The organism is Claveliimonas bilis, from assembly GCF_030296775.1.
Taxonomy (GTDB): Bacteria; Bacillota; Clostridia; order Lachnospirales; family Lachnospiraceae; genus Claveliimonas; species Claveliimonas bilis.
The window spans coordinates 2,207,898-2,221,436 of the sequence record NZ_AP027742.1 but is presented as its reverse complement, the minus strand read 5'-3'; the positions used below and the strand labels follow the sequence as shown (position 1 = coordinate 2,221,436).

14 protein-coding genes are annotated in these 13,539 nt (G+C 37.8%); 13 read left to right on the top strand and 1 reads right to left on the bottom strand.

The genetic code is table 11. The annotated features are described in order from the left end of the window. Window positions 1–203: 203 nt before the first annotated feature. The 13 genes from R2J37_RS10855 to R2J37_RS10795 all read left to right on the top strand — a co-directional run bounded on the left by R2J37_RS10855 (window position 204) and on the right by R2J37_RS10795 (window position 13,086). Complete coding sequence (locus R2J37_RS10855; RefSeq protein ID WP_316264978.1) at window positions 204–1,529, top strand: ABC transporter substrate-binding protein; 1,326 nt, start codon at window positions 204–206, stop codon at window positions 1,527–1,529. A gap of 14 nt (window positions 1,530–1,543) precedes the next feature. Next, complete coding sequence (locus R2J37_RS10850; RefSeq protein ID WP_230105681.1) at window positions 1,544–2,356, top strand: metallophosphoesterase family protein; 813 nt, start codon at window positions 1,544–1,546, stop codon at window positions 2,354–2,356. A 4-nt stretch (window positions 2,357–2,360) separates the two neighbouring features. Continuing rightward, window positions 2,361–3,215: a MurR/RpiR family transcriptional regulator gene (locus tag R2J37_RS10845; protein ID WP_316264976.1), complete on the top strand. Its 855-nt coding sequence runs from the start codon at window positions 2,361–2,363 to the stop codon at window positions 3,213–3,215. A gap of 57 nt (window positions 3,216–3,272) precedes the next feature. After that, window positions 3,273–4,157, top strand: coding sequence for a carbohydrate ABC transporter permease (locus tag R2J37_RS10840; RefSeq protein ID WP_230105683.1), 885 nt, complete (start codon window positions 3,273–3,275; stop codon window positions 4,155–4,157). Then, a complete protein-coding gene (locus tag R2J37_RS10835; RefSeq protein WP_230105684.1) occupies window positions 4,147–4,983 on the top strand; it encodes a carbohydrate ABC transporter permease in 837 nt (278 codons plus the stop codon). Before R2J37_RS10840 ends, R2J37_RS10835 begins: the two co-directional genes overlap by 11 nt. Before the next feature lie 18 nt (window positions 4,984–5,001). Then, window positions 5,002–6,159 (top strand): ABC transporter ATP-binding protein, encoded by a 1,158-nt coding sequence (locus R2J37_RS10830; RefSeq protein ID WP_230105685.1) that lies wholly within the window; start codon window positions 5,002–5,004, stop codon window positions 6,157–6,159. Window positions 6,160–6,162: 3 nt separating this feature from the next. Beyond that, the gene (locus R2J37_RS10825; protein WP_230105686.1) at window positions 6,163–6,957 is read left to right on the top strand and encodes an HAD-IIA family hydrolase; all 795 of its coding nucleotides are present in this window, start codon (window positions 6,163–6,165) and stop codon (window positions 6,955–6,957) included. A gap of 191 nt (window positions 6,958–7,148) precedes the next feature. Beyond that, a complete protein-coding gene (locus tag R2J37_RS10820; protein ID WP_316264975.1) occupies window positions 7,149–8,756 on the top strand; it encodes a potassium/proton antiporter in 1,608 nt (535 codons plus the stop codon). A 61-nt stretch (window positions 8,757–8,817) separates the two neighbouring features. After that, window positions 8,818–9,441 carry a class IV adenylate cyclase gene (gene cyaB, locus R2J37_RS10815; RefSeq protein WP_230105688.1) on the top strand — a complete coding sequence of 208 codons (624 nt, stop codon included), beginning with the start codon at window positions 8,818–8,820 and terminating at the stop codon, window positions 9,439–9,441. Next, window positions 9,438–9,770: an antibiotic biosynthesis monooxygenase family protein gene (locus tag R2J37_RS10810; protein WP_230105689.1), complete on the top strand. Its 333-nt coding sequence runs from the start codon at window positions 9,438–9,440 to the stop codon at window positions 9,768–9,770. Before cyaB ends, R2J37_RS10810 begins: the two co-directional genes overlap by 4 nt. 221 nt (window positions 9,771–9,991) lie before the next feature. Next, window positions 9,992–11,158, top strand: coding sequence for a helix-turn-helix domain-containing protein (locus tag R2J37_RS10805; RefSeq protein WP_316264973.1), 1,167 nt, complete (start codon window positions 9,992–9,994; stop codon window positions 11,156–11,158). A 368-nt stretch (window positions 11,159–11,526) separates the two neighbouring features. After that, a complete protein-coding gene (locus R2J37_RS10800; RefSeq protein ID WP_316264972.1) occupies window positions 11,527–12,486 on the top strand; it encodes a DUF2971 domain-containing protein in 960 nt (319 codons plus the stop codon). A 141-nt stretch (window positions 12,487–12,627) separates the two neighbouring features. Continuing rightward, window positions 12,628–13,086, top strand: a complete 459-nt coding sequence (locus tag R2J37_RS10795) for a CRISPR-associated endonuclease Cas3'' (protein ID WP_230105692.1) — start codon at window positions 12,628–12,630, stop codon at window positions 13,084–13,086. 243 nt (window positions 13,087–13,329) lie between these two features. On the opposite strand, the gene R2J37_RS10790 is transcribed toward R2J37_RS10795, so the two are convergent. Continuing rightward, window positions 13,330–13,482, bottom strand: a complete 153-nt coding sequence (locus R2J37_RS10790) for a hypothetical protein (protein ID WP_230105693.1) — start codon at window positions 13,480–13,482, stop codon at window positions 13,330–13,332. Between the last annotated feature and the right edge of the window lie 57 nt (window positions 13,483–13,539).

The following is a 13,539-nucleotide window of genomic DNA, read 5'->3' as shown; positions in this document are numbered from 1 at the left end:
AAGACACTTTTTTATGGATGAAAGCGTCAAAGAATGATTCGCATACATGTATGTTTCTTACAAAAACTTTACATATGATTTACTGAATGATGATAGTTGGGTGATAAGGCACATGGTATTATAAAAATGAACTTAGTTCCGCGGATATGATAAGAAAATGAAATAAGTTCTTTGTTAAGTGAATAAAAACAAGGAGGAAGAACATGAGAAAAAAGAAATTAAGAGGAGTAGCAGTTGTATTATCATGTGGTTTGACGATGGGAATGTTAGGAGGCTGTGGTATTGCAGGAGAAGGAGAGGCAGAGAATACCAAAAACAATGAAGACAAAACAGTAATTGAGTATTGGCATATTAATTCGGAAACTGTAGGTGGAAAAACGGTTGATGAATTAGTAAAGGAATTTAATGAATCTAATAATGAAATTGAAGTAGTAGCGCGATACAATCCAGAGGAATATAAAGGATTAATGCAGAATTTGCAGGCTGAAACAGCAGCAGGTAATGCGCCGGCTGTAGTACAGATAGGATGGACTTATTTGAATTATTTCTCGAGTAATTTTGATTATGTTTCACCACAGAATATAATTGATGAATTTTTCCCGGAAGATAGTAGTTTTATTACAGATAATTTCAATGCTAATATTTTAGAATTGGCGCAAAATAGTGATGGTGAGCAGGTGGGAATGCCTTATTCTTTAAGTACACCGGTTTTGTTCTACAATGCTGATATATTAAAGGAAGCGGGGCTTCCAGAAGAGGGACCCGAAACATGGGAAGAAGTGGAAGAATTTTCAAGTAAAATAAAAGAAAGCACAGGTAAGTATGGCCTGTATATGCGTGAAGGACCTGATAGTTGGAATCAACAAGCATTGTTGGAAAGTAATGGCGCACAGATTATTTCAGAAGAAGACGGGAAATATAAAGCTTCTTTTGCTTCTGAAGAAGGGGTTGAAGCATATACGATGTATGCTGATATGGTATCTGACCAGGAAGCATTGCACGCAAGCTGGGAAGAAGGATTTCAGGCATTTATTAATGGAGAAGTTGCTATGTTGCATACTACGATAGCATATATGGCAACGATAGAAGATACGGCACAGTTTGATGTCAGAGCAGTAAGTTCACCCGTGTGGGAAGGGAAAGATCGAGTTGTACCTGCAGGAGGATGCTTCCTAGCTATTACTGCGCAAGACGAAGAAGAACAAAAGGCAGCATGGGAGTTTGAAAAATATCTGTACTCTGTTGAATCAATGGCAAAATGGACCGAGGGAACCGGTTATGTTCCTCCGAGAAATAATGTAATTGAGGCAGAAAACGGATTAAAAGATTTTGTAGAAGAGCACCCTATGTTTACAGCGGCGGCAGATCAAATGAACGGTGTTGCTTCATGGGCATCTTTTCCAGGTGATGCAGGTCTGGAAGCAGAACAAATGTTAATTGATATGAGAGATCAGATATTAAGCGGAACCGTAGACATAGAGAAGGAAATGAAAGAAACACAAGATTCCATTAATCAGATTATGGAATAGAAAGAAGGAAAATAATGAGTCAACTTCATTTTGCACAATTATCAGATACGCATATAAGAAAAGATTACAGTGTAGGATTATTGAGCGGCATGTTCACTTCATTATTATCTCCGGATGAAAAGCTTAGAAAAATATTGTCTGTCGTTCAAAGCCAACCCCTTGATTTTATTGTGATAAGCGGTGATTTAGTTCATGAAGGAGAAGAAGTTGACTATCACCAGTTTAAAAAGATTTTGGATGAGTCAAGAATCCAGGTGCCGGTTTTACTGGCGCTTGGAAATCATGACAATAAAGAAGCGTTTTGCAATGTATTTGAGCAGAAGCTAACTCATGGAAGGTACTATTATTTTTATCAGATACGAGAATGGAAGATTGTTGTGTTAGATAGCGCAGACAGGGAACATGGAGTGGGTGAAATTGATGACATTCAGATAGAATGGCTGGAACGGATTTACGATAAAAAGGACAAAATAGTTGTTTTCGTGCATCACCCGCTTTTTTGGGATGATTATTTGCTTCAAATAGGAAAAAATGGAAAAAGATTACAGAAATTTTTGTCACGTTCAAATGTAAAAGGTATTTTTTGTGGTCATGTACATAGGAACAGTATGAAGATAGAAAAACAGATTTGCCAATTTACAGTAGAATCATCTGCATGTGGGTTTGATTATATTGAGAAAGGTATTTCAGAGCAGGAAAGAAGTGGCTATCTTTCTTGTATAATGGACAATGATGGGATGAAAGTAGAAAATTGCATATGTGGAACTAAGGAGGTTTACCAAATACCAAAGGAGATTTTGAAAGAAGTATTGGATAAAAAGGAGTAAAAAAATGCAGAAAGCAGAAAATTGTATTTTGTTAATACAAAGTATGTATCCTAGTTTTCATCGTGTAGAAAAAAAAATTGCGGATTACATTTTGGAAAATTCAGAGGAAGTGGTAACACTTTCAATATCGGAGTTGGCAAAAAATCTTGAAGTTGCAGAATCCAGCATTGTGAGATTTTGTAAAATACTGCATTTGGGTGGATTTGGAGAATTGAAACTCAATTTGGCATGCCGTCCAAAGGAAAAACCGGTTCTTCCGTTTGGGAATGTAAAAAAGGATGACAGTACGGCAGAAATATTAGACAAGGTCTTAGGGGCAAGTATACAAGTGTTAAGCGAAACTCGAGATTTCATAAATCATAAAAAATTTGGTGAGGCCGTGGAATGTATACGAAATGCAAATAAAATTATTTTTTGTGGAATGTATACATCTTCTACAATTGTGCATGATGCGTACATGCGTTTGTATCGAATTGGATATCCTGTTTTTTGTTTTACAGATCCATATGAAGCGAAGATAGCCGCCAGTATGCTGGATGAGAATTGTGTAGTTTTGGGAGTTTCTCATACCGGAAGAACAAAGGAAACGATAGAGACCTTGCGTTTGGCGAAAGAAAATGGCGCAAAAGTAATTGCGCTGACAAGTTTTGTAAGGAGTCCTATTTTAGATGTCGCGGATATTTCACTTGTAATTTGTTCTTCAGCTTCTGAAGGAGTCATGGAGGCAGTATCATCTAGAATTAGTCATATTGCAGTAATGGATGCTCTTTGTACTTGTCTTGGAATTTCCAGATATGAGCAGACTACAAAAAGAATTGAGAAAAACTCGGAAATTATTAATAAAATGAGATTTGAATAGACTTGAGAAATCTGTCTTTGGATAATTAGCAGGCAGATACAATGATTGGAGAGCGTTATGAAAAAAATAAAACAAAAAGGTCTGGGGTATCTTTTTTTAATTCCATCGATTTTAGCATTTGGGATTTTTATGTTTTATCCCATGGCACAGACGATATATTTAAGCTTTTTTGATTGGAATCTTGTGAGTTCTACAAAAGAATTTGTTGGTTTAAATAATTATATTACTTTATTTACAGATTCAAATACATGGAAAATTCTACAAAATACATTAGTATATATTCTTATATTATTAATTGCTAATATGGTGATACCATACATTTTATCATTTATATTGTCAGTGATTATTAAGAAGGGGAAAAACTTCTATAAAGCCATATTTTTTCTTCCAAGTGTAATATCACTTGTGGTCGGATCTATTTTATACACATGGATATTAAATCCAGTGTCTGGACCTATAGCAATTATATGTAATAATTTTGGAATAACCATTCCTGTGTGGTCTAAAACGGAAGGCTGGGTGATTGCAGTATTATGTATTATTACTTCGTGGAAAGCATTTGGATACAATTTTATAGTTATTTTAGCAGGGGTATCTGGAGTATCGCAGGAAGTGATTGAAGCTGCTAAATTGGATGGTGTTTCTACACTTAAGATTTTCAAGGATATCATTATTCCGATGAGTTCTGCAACAGGAATTTACGTATTCATATATACTATTGTACAGGGGCTGCAGTACGTTTATACACCTATAAAAGTCATTACCCAGGGTGGACCTAATTATGCCAGCTCAAATTTGATATATATGGCGTATCATGAGGCGTTTACTCTGTATCGAACGGGTTCAAGCTCCGCTGTGGCGGTCATTACAGTGATTATTTTTATGCTGCTTCTTGTTTTAGAATTTCGATTTGTAGAGAAAGGAGTTTACTATGAAAACTAGACACAAGATAAAAGACTTGCAAATTCCTTGGCATATCCTTTTGGGAATTATGGTAATTACATCTCTTTTCCCAATTGTATTTGCAATCTGCAACTCATTTAAGACAAATCAAGAAGCTGTTAATACAGTAATGAGTTTGATACCTCAAAACCCTACAATAGAAAACTATTTTCAAGTTTTTGAAAAATTACCATTTGTTCAAATTACAGTGAATACATTTGTGATTGCAATAATAGTGACATGCCTTAAAACGATTACGAGCTTGCTGGCGGCATATGCATTTGTCTATTTTACATTTAAAGGGAAAACGCTGATATATTTTATCATGCTGAGCACAATGTTTATACCGTTTACTGTTACCATGATTCCTAATTATTTATTGATTTCAAAATTAGGATTGTCAGATTCCATTTGGGGTGTTATGTTGCCACAGTTTGCAGATGTGTTGGGAATTTTTATGTTGAGGCAGGCAATGAGAGGCATCAATAAGTCACTAGTTGAAGTTGCAAAATTAGATAATATTGGAAATTTCAAGATATTGAAAGACATTGTATTGCCATTGGCTCGTCCGGCAGTTATTTCAACAGGGATTATCTTTTTTATTAATTCTTGGAATGAATATGTATGGCCGGTTTTAATTCTAAAGAGTAAAGAAAACTATACCTTATCCTTAGCGCTGCAAATGTTTGTCAGTGCAGAAGGTGGGACAAATTTTTCTCTAGCCATGGCGGTGTCTGTTATGACGATGATAATTCCTCTGATATTATATCTGATTTTTCAAAGATACATTATTAATACGTTTGCAATGTCTGGCATTAAAGGATAGGAAGGTTTGGGATAAGGAATGAATAACAAGAATACTAAAGAGATTATATTCGAGCAGGTAGATAAATGTTACGGTAAAAATTATGTAATAAAAGATTTTAATCTGCAAATAAAAGATGGAGAAAGGATTATTCTTCTGGGACCATCTGGATGCGGAAAATCTACAACATTAAGAATTATAGCAGGGTTGGAAGATATTAATTCAGGTAACTTATATATGTCAGGAAAACGAGTAAATGATGTACCGTGCGGCGAAAGAAATGTGGCAATGGTGTTCCAAAACTATGCTTTGTATCCACATATGACTGTGGCCCAGAATATTACATATGGTTTAAAAGCCCATAAAATTGAAAAAGGTGAAATTAAAAAAAGGTTAGATGAAGCATTAGAAATGCTTGATTTAGTAGAATATGCCCAAAGAACACCCAAGCAGTTATCTGGTGGACAAAGGCAACGAGTGGCATTGGCGAGAGCGGTGGTAAAACGTTCCCCATATTTTCTATTAGATGAACCGTTGTCTAATCTGGATGCGCAATTAAGACTTCATGCAAGAAAAGAGCTGGTGAAAATACATGAGAGATATCACCAGACTCTGGTTTATGTGACTCATGATCAGATTGAGGCCATGACTGTGGGGCACAGAATTGCATTGTTGAACAAAGGAGAACTACAGATGATAGATCATCCATCGGTGATTTATAACCGTCCGGCAAATATCTTTACAGCAAAATTTATTGGATCTCCATCTATGAATATTGTGGATGCGAAATATGGATCAGGGAAATTATGGATAGGAAAACAAAGTGTTCATATACCGGAAATTTGGTGCAAACAAATACTATGTGCTGAGACGGAGAACCTATTATTAGGTATTAGACCCGAACATTTGATATTCAGTGATAAGCAAGAACAAGATACTTTGTGTGCGACAGTAAAATATGTGGAAGATTACGGAAATCGATATGGTGTTTATCTTGAGGTAGAGGGAATAGAGTTGATTGCATTGTGTGAAGATATGGTTCCACAGTGTGGTAAAAATGTCTATATCAACCTAAATCCAGAGAAAATTCATTTGTTCAAAAAAGAAAATGGGAAATCAATCGGATATCCAAAAGAAATTCCAATGCTTATGAGCATTCACATGAATGAGGTAAATGTAAATAAAAAGGAAAAATGAAATATGTTGCAAAAAAAGAAACTTTTCCTATTTGATATCGATGGTACAATAGCTTTAGGAAATCAATTGATAAACGGTGCAAGAGAATTACTGGATTATCTAGTGGAAAAGAAAAAAACTATATTTTTTATAACGAATAATTCTACAAGAAGCCAGCAGGATTATGTTGCGTATTTTGAACAATGGGGGATAGCAGTATCTGAAGAAATGTTTATGACGGCAGGCGTTTTAACGGCAGAATATTTCAAAAAAAATTTATTTGATAAGAAAATTTTTCTTATGGCAAGTTCTGAATTGACAGAAGAGTTTGCAAAAAGAGGATTACATATTGTAGATCATTATGAAGAAGATATTGACTGCGTATTAATCTGCTTGGATAAAACTATGACTTTTCAAAAACTTGCGGATGCCTGCCGCTTGCTACAGGATGAAAATGTTTTATTTTATGCAACTAATATGGATTTGAGCTGTCCTACAGATTGTGGAGTTATTCCGGATTGTGGTTCAATCTGCAAAATGATTGAATGTGTTACAGGAAGAAAACCAAGATATATAGGAAAACCGGCACCTGATATTGTAGAGTTATGCTTAAAGAAGACAGGCTGTAATTCTGAAGAAGCGATTGTCGTCGGTGACCGCATTGATACTGACATGGTATGTGCACAAAATGCAGGAGTGGAAGGCGCATTACTACTAAGTGGTGCGACTTCCAAGAAGGATATGGAAAATAGTAATATTTTGATATCTTATGTATTTGAAGATGCAAAGAGCCTCTTAGAAAATTTGCTGATAGGATAAAATCAGATGGTTCACATAGTAAATATACCCGGTTATTGCAGGAACTGCAACCATGGACATGTAGAATACTTTTTGTTATAATAAATCCATCTTTCTAAAAACAATAATCTTTTGCCATTATCTGGCAATATTCAGTCAAAAATTTAGTAACTTTATATATCAATAATAGATTTGAGGGAAGTGGTGATTGTTTGAATGAACCTTTATTGTTGATGGGAGTTGTGATTTTGATCTGTATTCTGCTGAATCAGTTGCTAGAGAAAATTCCTGTCCCATCGCTGTTGATTTTTATTGCACTGGGCATGTTTTTTGGGGAAAACGGAGTTCTGAAAATTCCATTTGACAATTATGGAGTGGTTAATGTAATTTGTTCCATCTGCCTGATTTTTATTATGTTTTATGGCGGGTTTGGGACTAATATTCTGACAGCCCGTCCGGTACTGGCTCCCTCCATTCTGTTATCGACACTTGGTGTTATAGGAACCGCCGGAGTGGTAGCAATGTTTGCACATTTTGCATTAAACCTTCCCTGGCTGGAATGTTTTCTGATCGGCTCCGTTATTTCTTCAACAGATGCGGCTTCGGTTTTTAACATCTTACGTTCACAGAATCTGGCTTTGAAATATCACACAGACTCTTTGCTGGAGGTGGAGTCCGGTTCCAACGCCCCCATGTCCTACATGCTTACTACGGTTGCTATTGCGTTTCTGAGCGGAGAGTCTGTTTTGGTTCCGCTTTTATTGGCACAGCAAATCATTATTGGAGTTTTTTGCGGGATTTTGATGGGGTATCTGGCGGTAAAGCTGCTTCATCGGCAGCTTCTTCCTTCGCAGCAAAGCCATACCATTTTCCTACTGGCGGTTATGTTCCTTGCCTATACCATTCCGGCACAGCTAAATGGAAATGGCTATCTGAGTGTGTATTTATGCGGAATCTGGATTGGAAACTCCAATCTTCCTAAAAAGAAATATCTGGTACATTTTTTTGATGTGTTGACACATGTGGCACAGGTGCAGATTTTCTTTTTACTTGGTTTGCTTGTAACTCCTGTAAAGCTTCCGTCTGTCATTGTGCCGGCGGTTATTCTGATGGTATTTTTAACATTGGTTGCAAGACCGGTAGTTTGTACAGCACTGTTAGTTCCGTTCAGGGCAAAACTTAGACAGATTGCGCTGGTATCCTGGTCCGGACTTCGAGGTGCGGCGTCAATCGTATTTGCGATTTCCGTGGTCCTTGCTGGCGTGGAAACAACATACAATCTCTACAATCTTGTATTCTGTATGGTATTGTTATCTATCTCCATCCAGGGGACTTTGCTTCCGGCAGTAGCGAAAAAGCTTGCTATGATTGACCTGACGGCAGATGTGGGCAGTACCTTCAACGATTATCAGGAAGATAGTGATATCAGTTTTATAAAACTTCGGATTGATGCAGGTCATGCCTGGTGCGGGAAAACACTTGTTGATCTGCAGTTTCCAGCTGATCTGCTGGTTGCTATGATTGTGCGGAATCATGAAATTGTCATTCCGAACGGTGATACCAGGCTGGAAGTGGGAGATTTGCTTGTGCTTGCGGCTCGAAGCTTTGAGGATCGGGCAAAACTGGCACTTCGTGAGGTTGTAGTAGAGCGTGGAAAGCAATATGCCAACAGGCCTCTGTCACAGAGCTTTCGCGAAAAATCCAACCGTGTAATTTTGATAAAGAGAGGGATTCAAACGATTATTCCGGATGGAAGCACAGTAATCCAACCGGGGGATATTCTGGTACTGACTCAGTTCATCAATAAAAAGCAGATATAAACGAAGGGGCTACAATTTTAGAAGTGGAAGATGATTATTTGAATATTATTAGAGGGGCCTGATGAATAACAAAACGGAGGTTAAGATAGAAATGAGGAATGAATACACACCGGTGGAAGTGGAAGTGAAGATACCGGTGTGCAGTCTGGAAGACACTATAAAGCGTCTGGAACAAGATGGATTCTGCCTGGCGGGTACATGCCGGGAAGAGGACGTGTATTATAACAGCGCACATTATGATTTGAGGGAACATGACAAAGCTCTTCGGATTCGCCGGGTAACAGATTTGGATACGGGAAAAACCAGGGCAGAATTCAACTGCAAAGGTCCGAAACTAGATCAGGTATCCGTCTCCAGAATGGAGCTGGAGATGCATCTGGAAACACCGGAGATTCTAGAGCGGATCCTGGAAGAGCTTACATTCCTGCCTGTACCATGCGCTGTCAGAAAGACACGTTTCACCTATACCAGAGGAAGAGTTACCGTGGCCGTAGATCGGGTAGAAGGCCTGGGAAATTATCTGGAACTGGAGATCATAGGTCAGGGAGAGGAGCAGAGGCCAGCCTGCCTGAAAGAGATTGAAGCAGTTATGAAGGAACTGGGGTATGAACAGAAAGACACCATAAGAACTTCTTATCTGTCCATGTTGCAGAAGAAAGAAGAGGGCGAGGTGCAGAAGAAATGAGTATAACAGTAAATTTATATTATACGGGAGAAAAGGGAAATGCGAGAAAATTTGCAGAAGAAATGACAAAGAGCGGGATGGTTGAAATGATCCGCAATGAAGAAGGGAATCTTCGTTATGAGTACTTCATCCCTCTGGAGGATCCGGAAACCGTCCTGTTGATTGACAGCTGGAAAGGTCAGGAAGCCATTGACCGGCATCATGCATCGCCCATGATGGAAAGGATTGCTGAACTTCGAGAGAAGTATGATCTCCATATGAGGGTGGAAAGGTACCTTTCAGATGAAGAAAGAATCTCCGAAAAAGACAGGGCATATATTCGAAAATAGCTGAAAGGAACAAACCGGTAAAATTTTGTGAGGCGCACAAATGATATGGTGCCCATGCGGTAAAAGAAACACCATTGAAATCAATACCTTTTGAGGGTGGATTCCAATGGTGTTTTTATAGTATGATATCAGAAATCATGGAATATTGCGGGATTCGCTATCTGTGGGGTGTACGTTTTTTGGCGGAAAGGATAAGATATGTCTGGAAAGGAGTTGAAGATATGGACAGTAAGAAGATTGGGGCGTTCATCGCCGTCAATCGCAAGAAGAAAGGACTGACCCAGGAACAGCTGGGGGAGAGACTTGGCGTCACCAATAAGACCATATCGCGCTGGGAGAATGGAAACTATATGCCGGACTTGTCGATGCTGGAACCGCTAAGTAAGGAACTGGAGATCACGCTGAATGAGCTTCTGGCCGGAGAAGAGATCAGGGAGGAAGAGAGTGCCGCCCGTGCAGAAAAGAATTTGATCAGCGCTATTGACTACAGTGTAAAGAAAATCAAAAATGAACATAAGAAGATATCTGTTTGTATCATGATCGTAGGAATCCTGATCTGTATATTCTCATTTTCTATATTCGAACCGGAAAGCAGTTGGGGAGAAATCTATTCCATCCTCGGATGTCTTCTGATAACAGCCGGGATTTTCCGGGAATTAAGAGCCATGTCCTTGCTGAAGAGAATACTGGTCGGTGCCGGTGCATTTCTGCTGCTGATCGGGAGTTTTATAGCGGCTGACTTTGTGGGCGTATCAGAATATAAACGCCCGCCTGGTTACCGGTATTCGACTATAACTTATTTTACCAAAGGGAAGATCATAGAATACCGCAACTTGTTTTATCATGTGTTTCAGATTAATGCAGATACGCCGAATGAGTATTTTATTATTGATACAAAAAAGGAGTATGGCGTGGATACAGTTCCGGTCAGCCCCTTTAACCGGGATAAATGCGGGATAAGGCAGATTATCCGGTATCAGAGTAATTACATCGGAGACAACAGCAATATCGGGAATTTATTCCATGCGCTGCCTCTGTCAGAGCGTGGATATGTATTTGAGATTGATTCGGAGAACTGTGGCGCAACCATCGATTACCATACAACAGACTGGTATGGAAATGAAGATCTCTATACAGAAAAAGGACTGATTTACAATTCAGTTTCCGCATTTGCCCTGATTAGGAATTTGGAATATATACGGTATAACTTCAGCGGCAGCAGTTATGTGATTACCAGAAAGGAAGTGGAGCAGAATTATCCAGAGTACCATCAGGTGGTCAACGGACAGAAAATTGATGAAGAAGCTTTTGATGAATATGTGGAAAGCAAGATGAACGAGGATGAATTCGTGAAGACAGTGTTTGCACTGTTCGAAAAGCAGGGATAAAACTCAAACGGCGGAAGTCAGAAAAGGGCGAATGAAGAGATCTGTAAAAAAAAGTTAAAGATGAGAGTGGATCTGGTCAAGAAGAATTAATTCTCCAAAAATATTATTAAAAAAATTAGTACTCACCTCTTGGCTCGTTTGGGGTGGTTTTGTCCTGTGGCGTCAGAGCCCGTAAAGCCTTATTTTACAAGGTTTTTGCGGGTTCTTACTTTTTGTCTGGGAGCGTCAAAAATCGTCATTTTGAAAGAAAATGGTGTAGTAGAATTGCTGAAATTATAAAAATAAGATGTTGATTTCGCAGTCCTTTTTCGGTATATAAAACATGGTGTTCCATTAACAGTAGATTTTGGGTGAAAGGAATATTTATTATGAATAATAATCAAATGCCACCTGATTTTAAAAAATATGATTTTACGATGGCTTCTTTGCTAAAGGAAAACACGTTAACTAGATATAGAACCTGTATTTTACAGAATATTGAAAATTTGAAAAAAGATCGTCTTTACTATTCGACACCTATTAATTTTAATGATCCGTTTGATACACTTTTATATGCAAACTATTTTAGAATATTAGATGATGTCGCGGAAAATCTTAATATAGGAATGGAAAATTATCTTAAGTGTTTAAAGGAAAAAGATAAATTTTTAGCTTCTTTTGGCATTGCTATGTGGTATGGTAATAAAAAAGATGATTTTTTAGAGAGTTTTTTTCAGTCTATACATAATGCGGCAAAAGAATTAAAAGAGTCCCTTAGAAATAATGCTAGAATTATATGTTTTTCAGAAGATTATTTATCAATGTTGATGTGGTCACATTATGCAGACAATCATAAAGGATTTGCTATTATCTATGATAGAGACGCTATTGCTAATGCTGATAATTTTACTGCGGATAATACAGTTATCAAAAAAAAACCATTATTGAGACCAGTAAATTATGTTGAACAACAAATTGATCTTACAGAAGAATTAGAAGAATATGTTAGAGCGTATCGAATGAAAACTTTAGGAGATGTAACCCCACCACAGTGTCATTTGTCTGTAGAAAAACTTCGAACAACTTTATTAGAAAAGTCACAGGATTGGTCATATGAAAGGGAATGGCGTGTGATTCCAAGACATATTAATTTGGAAAATTCGTCTAATCTTAGTTATATGAAAGTACGACCGAAAGCTGTAATTTTGGGGGCACAGTGTGAAAGAAATAATCAAAAAGAAATTATAGATATATGTAGGAAAAGAAAGATATCGGTATATAAAACCGAAATTAATTACTGGGAACCGGGATTCAAATTAGTAGTTATTGAGCCAAATCCCAATATTTAAGTTGTAAGAAAAAGATAGGGGCTATGATATTATAAATTAAAGGATTAATTTAATATAGAACAAATGATGGGACGAATCAATGCTTTGTAAATTTATTTGTTAGTGTGAAAACATATGTAATTATACGAAAGAAGGGGTAGTTTGGAAAAATATGTAGCTCACAGAAATGAGTTTACAGGTTCGATACAAACAGTAAAAGTTCACTGTGAGAATACGGCTGAGTTATGTCGGAAATTTTCTATTCCTGAATTGAAAGACTTTTTGTTTGTAATAGGGCTGCTTCATGATGTAGGGAAATACCAGGAATCTTTTACGAAAAGGATCAATGGTGCCAATATCCGGGTAGAGCATTCTACCTGTGGAGCCTTGGCTGCCTGTGAGAATTATACAACTGGTCCTATGGCGCTGATGATGGAATATTGCATTGCAGGACATCATTCCGGGATACCGGATGGGGGATTTGCAAATGACAGCAGCGATATGCCGACGCTGCAGGGGAGGATGAAGAGACAGTTTGAGGACTATAGTGAATATAAAAGCGAACTGTTTCTGCCGGAATTAATTGTTTTTTTATTTAATAGGAAATTTCTTTCCTATTAAATAAAACGCTCCGCGGGATGCGCACTCGCGAGAAGTGGAAGTTGCCGCTAAAGCGACCGCGCTCGGCGCGAGAGTTCCGCAAGGGAACTCTTTGTTCTTGCAAAAAAATAAACGAGCAGGCTGTCAACTGGACTTACGTGACATGCACTGCTCGCTTAAGCGGTTTGATTATAACATTTGTTTTTTGGATTTGCAAGTAAAAATCCGTGGGATGATATGTAAGGTTACAGGGGCAGAATGCCTCTATTTTGTGATCGGAATACCCTTTGTAATGCGGCGGATGATTTTCCAGATTACTACAATGGGGATTCCCAGCGTGATGACAACTGTCGTCAGAAGTCCGGTACATCCTCCGATAATTACAAGCAGCATCATTCCTATATTTCCGATATCCATTTTAGACCACTCCTTTGCCTTTTCAACGATGTACAACCCTTATTTTAATTCTTGGGC

Coding starts and splice junctions, on each gene's coding strand:
- R2J37_RS10855 (WP_316264978.1), top strand. CDS start 204: ATGAGAAAAAAGAAATTAAGAGGAGTAGCAGTTGTATTATCATGTGGT.
- R2J37_RS10800 (WP_316264972.1), top strand. CDS start 11,527: ATGAATAATAATCAAATGCCACCTGATTTTAAAAAATATGATTTTACG.
- R2J37_RS10835 (WP_230105684.1), top strand. CDS start 4,147: ATGAAAACTAGACACAAGATAAAAGACTTGCAAATTCCTTGGCATATC.
- R2J37_RS10830 (WP_230105685.1), top strand. CDS start 5,002: ATGAATAACAAGAATACTAAAGAGATTATATTCGAGCAGGTAGATAAA.
- R2J37_RS10840 (WP_230105683.1), top strand. CDS start 3,273: ATGAAAAAAATAAAACAAAAAGGTCTGGGGTATCTTTTTTTAATTCCA.
- R2J37_RS10850 (WP_230105681.1), top strand. CDS start 1,544: ATGAGTCAACTTCATTTTGCACAATTATCAGATACGCATATAAGAAAA.
- R2J37_RS10810 (WP_230105689.1), top strand. CDS start 9,438: ATGAGTATAACAGTAAATTTATATTATACGGGAGAAAAGGGAAATGCG.
- cyaB (WP_230105688.1), top strand. CDS start 8,818: ATGAATAACAAAACGGAGGTTAAGATAGAAATGAGGAATGAATACACA.
- R2J37_RS10805 (WP_316264973.1), top strand. CDS start 9,992: ATGGACAGTAAGAAGATTGGGGCGTTCATCGCCGTCAATCGCAAGAAG.
- R2J37_RS10845 (WP_316264976.1), top strand. CDS start 2,361: ATGCAGAAAGCAGAAAATTGTATTTTGTTAATACAAAGTATGTATCCT.
- R2J37_RS10825 (WP_230105686.1), top strand. CDS start 6,163: ATGTTGCAAAAAAAGAAACTTTTCCTATTTGATATCGATGGTACAATA.
- R2J37_RS10790 (WP_230105693.1), bottom strand. CDS start 13,482: ATGGATATCGGAAATATAGGAATGATGCTGCTTGTAATTATCGGAGGA.